General features: G+C 63.0%; 9 protein-coding genes. 1 reads left to right on the top strand and 8 read right to left on the bottom strand.

Annotated features, from left to right (window positions below; genetic code table 11):
- A partial coding sequence (locus ACILRA_RS17440) for a GNAT family N-acetyltransferase (RefSeq protein WP_395663336.1) occupies positions 1-265 on the bottom strand: 265 nt, incomplete at its 3' end.
- 171 nt (positions 266-436) lie between these two features.
- Between ACILRA_RS17440 and ACILRA_RS17435 the strand changes: the two genes are divergently transcribed.
- Complete coding sequence (locus ACILRA_RS17435; RefSeq protein WP_395663335.1) at positions 437-766, top strand: hypothetical protein; 330 nt, start codon at positions 437-439, stop codon at positions 764-766.
- On the opposite strand, the gene ACILRA_RS17430 is transcribed toward ACILRA_RS17435, so the two are convergent.
- The 7 genes from ACILRA_RS17430 to glnA all read right to left on the bottom strand — a co-directional run.
- Positions 742-1,482, bottom strand: coding sequence for a phosphatase PAP2 family protein (locus tag ACILRA_RS17430; RefSeq protein WP_395663334.1), 741 nt, complete (start codon positions 1,480-1,482; stop codon positions 742-744). The genes ACILRA_RS17435 and ACILRA_RS17430 overlap by 25 nt on opposite strands.
- A gap of 314 nt (positions 1,483-1,796) precedes the next feature.
- On the bottom strand, positions 1,797-2,582 hold the full coding sequence (locus ACILRA_RS17425) for an alpha/beta fold hydrolase (RefSeq protein ID WP_395663333.1): 786 nt from the start codon (positions 2,580-2,582) through the stop codon (positions 1,797-1,799).
- Positions 2,579-2,782 (bottom strand): 4-oxalocrotonate tautomerase family protein, encoded by a 204-nt coding sequence (locus tag ACILRA_RS17420; protein ID WP_395663332.1) that lies wholly within the window; start codon positions 2,780-2,782, stop codon positions 2,579-2,581. Before ACILRA_RS17420 ends, ACILRA_RS17425 begins: the two co-directional genes overlap by 4 nt.
- Positions 2,783-2,807: 25 nt before the next feature.
- Entirely contained in the window at positions 2,808-3,833 is a 1,026-nt protein-coding gene (locus ACILRA_RS17415) for an LLM class flavin-dependent oxidoreductase (RefSeq protein ID WP_395663331.1), read from the bottom strand.
- 66 nt (positions 3,834-3,899) lie between these two features.
- Positions 3,900-4,826, bottom strand: coding sequence for a DMT family transporter (locus ACILRA_RS17410; protein WP_395663330.1), 927 nt, complete (start codon positions 4,824-4,826; stop codon positions 3,900-3,902).
- 144 nt (positions 4,827-4,970) lie between these two features.
- Positions 4,971-5,558 (bottom strand): hypothetical protein, encoded by a 588-nt coding sequence (locus ACILRA_RS17405; RefSeq protein ID WP_395663329.1) that lies wholly within the window; start codon positions 5,556-5,558, stop codon positions 4,971-4,973.
- A gap of 129 nt (positions 5,559-5,687) precedes the next feature.
- Positions 5,688-7,036: type I glutamate--ammonia ligase (gene glnA / locus ACILRA_RS17400; RefSeq protein WP_395663328.1), on the bottom strand; the 1,349-nt coding region annotated here is incomplete at its 5' end.

The raw sequence follows: 7,036 nt of genomic DNA, 5'->3' as shown, positions 1-7,036 counted from the left end.
TCAGGAAGCCATCGCCAATCGCCTCGCCGCTGAGCTTCTCCTCGGCCGCGAGGTGGAACACGCTGCGGCGCTCCTCGCCCTGGCGGGACACGGCGCGTCTGACGAAAGCCTTGACCTCCGCCTCGCTTGCCAGGCGCATCGCGATATGGCGCTGGTAGGTGTCCTGCATCATGAAGTTGCTGAAAGGTCCTGCATCCCGCAACTCGATCTCGCGCAGCAGGAGCGACGCCGTCTCGATGGCCGGAAGCCGCGTCAACGTATTCATGTGCCGTCTCCTTGACGCCGGTGATGTCCGGCCGCTGAGGCAAGACTCCACGGAAACATGACGCAACTGCGGCGCATCATGCAAGCTGATCCTTGCCGGAAAGAAAAACTGCACAAATTGACGCCATAATCCCCCGTTAGACAGGTCTAGATTGAATCCGGTTGGTGTGTCATGGCGCGCGTCCAGTCACTGTTCATTCCCGTGGCCGCCTTCCTGGCGGCGTCTTTCCCTGAGCCTGCCGAGGCCAAGAGCAAGGCCTATTGCAAGCAATGGGCCAGCGAAGTGGCAGATCAACATGCCAACGCCAGCGACGTTGTTGCGGGTGCCGTGATCGGGGCCGTGGGCGGCGCCTTGCTGGGCGGGGCAATCGACGGGCGTGAGGGCGCGGGCAAAGGCGCACTTATTGGGGGCGCTGGTGGTGCGGTGCTGACCGGCACCGCGGCGAACGACCGCTGGCAGAGGATCTACCGCCGCGCCTATGCGGAGTGCCGCGCGTCATAGCCGGGCACCGCTCGTCCCGGCTCCTGGTATGCGAAAGCTGACCCGCGGAGCTGGCGCCGCCGGTAACGGGACGCCGCGATCAATGCTGCCGCGACCGCCGCCCCCGCGAAGATATCCACAAAATAATGGCCACCATAAATTGGCGTTCCGAGCAGCATAGCGCCTGTCCACAGGCAGGCCAGAGCCAGTGGGATGGCAGCTCCCCGGCAGGCATAGACGATCAGCAGGCCGGTGATGGTGTGGAAGGACGGGAATGTGGCGAGACCCGGCAGATCACTGAAATCGAGGGTGACGGGAGCAGAACCGCGGAGCGCGGTGAGGGCGTCCATATGATAAACGCCCGTGTTGGTTCCGTAGATCGAGAGGATCTTTGCATCCATGTAGCGCACCATCGCTGCCTCGGCCGGAAAGAAAGCCGCCACCGACACCGCGATCAGCGCACCGAGGAAGAGTAGCGTGCCGAACTCTACTGCCTTTTCTCGCCCGCCGAAGAACACGAGGAGCACAAAAATCACGGCGACCGATTTCGTGGTGTGCGAATAGGGCAGCCGGATCAGGTTATGCCATAGCTCGAAACCGGCAAACCACATAGCGTAGCCGTACCAGTCGAGCCCCAGCGCCTTGTCGAGGGCATCGAGCGCGTCGTCTGCTAGCGGAAGGGCTAGCGACATCGTGAGGTGGTTGTAAAATCGAATCCCGAGAAAGGCCGTGACCATGAAGACCGTTCCCATCGCGGCCACCCGGAGCCGGCCTATGGTTTTGGAGGGAGCGCCGCGTACAACCTCAAGAGAGCATATTAGCGCGCAGAGGCCAGTGCAGGCCAAAAGCACAAAAAGGACCGGTGCAACACCTGAAGCGGACATCGACAAGCGCGGATCGAGTGCGATCCACGCCGCTACGCCAAGCGCCTGCGCCCCGTTGGCGAGCCAGAGCCCCGTTGGGAAAATGAGGAATTGCCGCCCACCGTGCATTGTGGCGTGTTCCCATGTTCCAAAACTGGATTCAAGTTAAAATTGAATAATCCGCCCGTTCAGGATGCGCGGTGCCGCTGCAGGAAGTCGAGGACTGGCGGCGCCACCTGCCCGGCGGCCTCGAGCAGGATGGCGTGGCGGAGGATGGGAAGAATCACCAGCTCAGCATCGGGAAGTGCGGCTGCGATCTGGCGGTTGAGGCGGGGATTGCAGCCGCCATCGTTCTCGCCCGTCAGCACGAGGCAGGGTTGCTTCACCTCGTGCAGCCAGGGGGCCATCTCTGTTTCGGCATAGATGTCGAAGACCGAGAGAAAGACGTCCGGATCGGTGTCGATCACCTGTTGCATGCGGCGGGTGATGACATCCGGGCTGCGTTCGGCGAATTCGGGCGTGAACCAGCGGTCCTTGAGCGTTTCCAGCACCTGCGGAATGCCCTTCGTGCGCATGGCGGCAACCACGCCCCGGACCTTGGCGCTGTCGTCCCCGGTGCGGAAGGCGGCTGTTGACCAGAGGCCAAGGGTGAGCACGTGCTGGGGATATTTCCGCGCATAGGCAGGGCCGATCATGCCGCCCAGCGAATGGCCGGCGAAATGCGCATGTTCGATCCCGAGCTCCTTGCGCAGCGCTTCCAGGTCTTCCACGAGATCATCGAGCGTGTAGGGCGGCTTCGGCACGGGCGATGCGCCGTGGCCGCGGAGATCGTAGGAGATGCAGCGGTAGGCTGACTTGAGGTGCGGCACCAGCCCCGCGAAGGAGGCGCGGGAGGCGCCGATGCCGTGGATGAGGAAGAGGGGCTCGCCCTCGCCCTCGACCGAAAAGGCGGATTTGACCGGCATAGGATTCATGGCTTGTCCGGGTATTTCTCGCTCATCATGTCATGGCCCACGGCCCAGTCATGCTTCTCGACATCGACGAACACCACATTGAAGGACGCCGGATTGCCGCCGCCTGCGCCGCGGATGAAGCCATCCACCAGCTCGCGCGCGATTGCCTTCTTCTGCTCGGGCGTGCGGCCCTTGAACATTTCGACCCGGATGATGGGCATGTGCGTCCTTCCTTCTGCTGAAACCTCAGGCCGCTTTCCGGCGCTCGCGGAAATGCGGCATCACATCTTCGGCGAAACGGCTCATCATGTCGCGCGTCAACTGCTCGTCCTGGCCGTAATTTGAGGTGGTGAGCACCTCGTCGATGCCGAGCTCGGCATAGACCGAGAGCCGCTCGATCATCTCGTCCCTGCCGCAGAGCAGAAGGTTGGCGGCGAGCTCCTCAACCGTCTGGGCGCGCGGCAGCGGGCGGATGATGCCTCTGTCGACGATGCCAGGCCCGCCGAAGACATTGTCGAAGCTCTTGTAATAGGTCCAGGCCATCTCGGCGATGTGGCGGCGTTCGGTCTCGCTCTCGGCAAGGAACATGCCGCGCTGGAGCGAGAGGCGCGTATCGAGCGGGCGGCCCGCCGCGGCCTTGCCGCGCGAGAAGGCCGTGACCTGATCGATCAACTGCTGGTGGCTGCCGCCGAGCGGCGTCGTCTGCACATGATAGCCGGCCTTTGCGGCGGCCTCGATGCCGGCGGGGTTCATCACCGCGGCCATCAGCGGGATGGGGTCCTCCGGGCGCGGCATGATGGTGAGCGGCTCGAAACTATAGCGCGGGCTGTTCCAGGAGACTTCCTCCTCGGTGAGGAGCGCTTCGAGCAGCCTCAGGTCTTCCTCGAACTGCGGCTTGGTGTCCTCGATGGGAACGCCGAAACGCGCCGTCTCGAAGCCGAAGGCGCCCTTGCCCACGCCCAGCATCAGCCGCCCGTCGCACAGCGCCTGGGCCTGCACGGCCTCGCCCGCGAAAATCCGCATATCGCGGATCGGCAGCTGGCACACCGAGGTGATGAGCTTGATATGCCGGGTGTGCGCCGCGATCTTCACCGCCATCTGCAACGGCGCGGGGATCAGCAGGATGTTGAGCAGGTGATGCTCGGGGATCGCCACGCCGCGGTAGCCCACCGCCTCCGCATGGACGGCCTGGGCCACGACGTTCCGGTACAGGCGCTTGCCGCCCATGGCAGGGTCCAGCATGTGGCTCGACAGGAAGTGGACGAAATCCATGGAGTGCCTCCGTTTTGAAGCCCCAGAGTGGCAGAGGGCCCGCGCTTTGGAAACCCCGAAATCACATCAGGCCCTGGGCCTGATACGCTTTCGCTCCCGCTGCCGCCGCCAGTCGTTGAGGATGTGGATCAGCAGCGCCACGAACACGATGGCGCCGCCGATCACCGTGCGCGTTCCCGGCACCTCGCCGTGGAACAGCCAGACCCAGACCGGGCCCAGCACCGGCTCCAGTGTGCTGACGAGGGCCGCAAGCGCCGCCGGAACGAGGCGCGCGCCCGTCACGAACATGGCGAGCCCTGCGCCGAGGTTCACCGCGCCAAACAGGAAAAGCCAGAAAAAATCCGGCATCGAGACCGCCAGCGGCCCCGACAGGAAGAAGGCCACGGCACAGGCCATGGCGGTGCCAAGGCAGACCGCAGGCGTCATGCGCACCTGCGGGTGGTGACGGGTGATGACGATGGCCGCCGAGAACAGCACGGTGATGACAAGCGCCAGCCCGTCGCCGAGGGGCGAAACCTGGCCTGAGAATGAGGCTGAGACCATGATGGCGACGCCGCAGATCACCGCCGCGATGGCGATCCATGTGGCGAGGTTCACCCGCTCACGGAACACCATCCAGGCAAGGAGTGCCGCGAACAGGGGTGCCGCCGCCTGGATCAGCAGGATATTGGCCACCGTGGTGTGCTGCAGCGCCACCACGAAGGAGGAGGATGCGATGCCGAAGCAGCACGCCACCCCAAGCCCCGGCCAGCCCATGGCGCGGAACATCTTCACCGTCGCCTCAGGGCCATCCCGCCACAGCATGAAGAGCAGCAGGAAGGTCGAGGCAAAGAGCGAGCGCCAGAACACGACCGTCCAGGCATCAGGCGCCTCGATATAGCGCGCGATGGTGCCCCCGAAGCTCCAGGCGATGGCGGCGCCCGCGACCAGCAGCACACCCAGCCGGAAGTCGGCGGCGGGCGTGTGGGGGTGAGTCGCGCGGGACGTGGCCATGAGAAGGAGGGTCTAGAGCATGATCGCCAAAAGTGGAAACCACTTTTGTAGCAAGATCATGCTCAAGCAATTGATCTTGCGCGAGTTCCTTCCGACCAGCTGGTTCCACCTGGGCCGGAACGCGCAGCAGGGGCGCTGCCCGTTTCAAACCTCCCCGGCGATCAGCGGATCTTCCGGGCGCTCATAGTCGAAGACGTTCAACTCAATCACCGCGAAGCAGGCGATCCAGAGCGCTGCATCGTAGAAATCAAGAAGTCCGAGGAGGCCGGCGCCATCCTGCAATCCTTCATAGCCCCACCACAGCGCAACGCCGAGCAGAATGCTGTAGAGCGACAGCTTGATGCCGTTGCGGATCTTCCACTCCATACCGTCATAGTCGCCCGGTGAATAGACGTCATAGGCAAGCACGGCGCAGACCAGAAGCCAGGTGACTGCATTCAGCAGATCAACCCATTCACTGGCTGTGAAATATTGCCATGTGGCGTAGAGCGCCAGGCCGTAACCGAGGCTCTGGAAGGCGAAAAGACCCCATTTCTCGAATTTCGAGGCATAAACCTCATCGAGCGAGGTGCTTTCATATTCGAAGGTGCCGAGAAGGATCACCCAGCCCAAGGAGTCCAGCGCCTCATAGACAGTGCCATGAAGCATGAACAACAGGATGTTGAATGTCAGAAGCGCATAGACCGAATATTTGAACATCCGGAAATGAAGCGAATGCGTCTTCTTCGACACTTTATCAATCCTCGGTTGATTATTTCTCCTTGCTGTTTCGACGTGACAATTTTTTGACGGTTCGGCCGCAACAAAAAAGCCCCGGCATTTCTGCCGGGGCTTTTCGCTGTCGCGTCCCGAGGGTGGGGATCAGCAGCTGTAGTACATGTCGAACTCGACCGGGTGGGGGGTCATCCGGTAGCGGTCCTGCTCTTCCTGCTTCAGCTCGAGATAGCTCTCGATCTGGTCCTTGGAGAAGACGCCGCCCTTGAGGAGGAACTCGTGGTCGGCCTTGAGCGAGTCGATCGCTTCCTGCAGCGAGCCGCAGACGGTGGGGACCTGGGCGAGTTCTGCCGGGGGCAGGTCGTAGAGGTTCTTGTCCATGGCGGGGCCGGGGTGGATCTTGTTCACGATGCCGTCGAGGCCCGCCATGATGATCGCCGAGAAGCAGAAATAGGGGTTGGCGGTCGGGTCGGGGAAGCGGACTTCGACGCGCTTGGCCTTCGGGTTCGCCGTGAAGGGAATGCGGCAGGAGGCCGAGCGGTTGCGCGAGGAGTAGGCGAGAAGCACAGGCGCTTCATAGCCCGGCACCAGGCGCTTGTAGGAGTTGGTCGACGGGTTGGTGAAGGCGTTCAAGGCCTTCGCGTGCTTGATAACGCCGCCGATGAAGTAGAGGCAGGTTTCCGAGAGGTCGGCATACTGGTTGCCGGCCATCTGGGTCTTGCCGTCCTTCCAGATCGAGAAGTGGCAGTGCATGCCCGATCCGTTGTCGCCGAAGATGGGCTTCGGCATGAAGGTGGCCGTCTTGCCATAGGCGTGGGCCACGTTGTGGATCACATACTTGTAGATCTGCATGTGGTCGGCGGCCATCACCAGCGGCTGGTAGCGCGTGCCGAGCTCGTGCTGGGCGGAGGCCACCTCGTGGTGGTGCTTTTCGACGATGAGTCCCATCTCGCCCATGGTGGACAGCATCTCGGAGCGCATGTCCTGAGCCGAGTCCATCGGGTTGACCGGGAAGTAGCCGCCCTTGGTGCGCATGCGGTGGCCCATGTTGCCGGTCTCGTAGTCGCGGTCCGAGTTGATCGGAAGCTCGACGGAGTCCAGCTTGAAGCCGGTGTTGTAGGGAGACGACGAGAACTTCACGTCGTCGAAGATGAAGAATTCGGCCTCGGGGCCGACGAACACCGTATCGCCGATGCCCAGCGACTTGAGATAGGCCTCGGTGCGCTTGGCGATCATGCGCGGGTCACGCGAATAGCCCTCGCCCGTCGAGGGCTCGAGAATGTCGCAGAACACGGCGAGCGTGGTCTGGGCATAGAACGGGTCGAGATGGGCGGAGGAGGGATCCGGCATGAGAACCATGTCGGACTCGTTGATGGCCTTCCAGCCGGCAATCGAGGAGCCGTCGAACATCAGGCCCTCGGCCCAGGCGTCTTCGTGCATCTGGGAGACGTCCATCGTCAGATGCTGCATCTTGCCGCGCGGGTCGGTGAAGCGCA

This window comes from Aestuariivirga sp. (assembly GCF_044239095.1).
GTDB lineage: Bacteria > Pseudomonadota > Alphaproteobacteria > Rhizobiales > Aestuariivirgaceae > Aestuariivirga.
The sequence above is the reverse complement of the archived record's forward strand: the minus strand, read 5'-3'. Positions and strand labels throughout refer to the sequence as shown.

Coding starts and splice junctions, on each gene's coding strand:
- ACILRA_RS17410 (WP_395663330.1), bottom strand. CDS start 4,826: ATGGCCACGTCCCGCGCGACTCACCCCCACACGCCCGCCGCCGACTTC.
- ACILRA_RS17430 (WP_395663334.1), bottom strand. CDS start 1,482: ATGGTCACGGCCTTTCTCGGGATTCGATTTTACAACCACCTCACGATG.
- ACILRA_RS17435 (WP_395663335.1), top strand. CDS start 437: ATGGCGCGCGTCCAGTCACTGTTCATTCCCGTGGCCGCCTTCCTGGCG.
- ACILRA_RS17415 (WP_395663331.1), bottom strand. CDS start 3,833: ATGGATTTCGTCCACTTCCTGTCGAGCCACATGCTGGACCCTGCCATG.
- ACILRA_RS17425 (WP_395663333.1), bottom strand. CDS start 2,582: ATGAATCCTATGCCGGTCAAATCCGCCTTTTCGGTCGAGGGCGAGGGC.
- ACILRA_RS17420 (WP_395663332.1), bottom strand. CDS start 2,782: ATGCCCATCATCCGGGTCGAAATGTTCAAGGGCCGCACGCCCGAGCAG.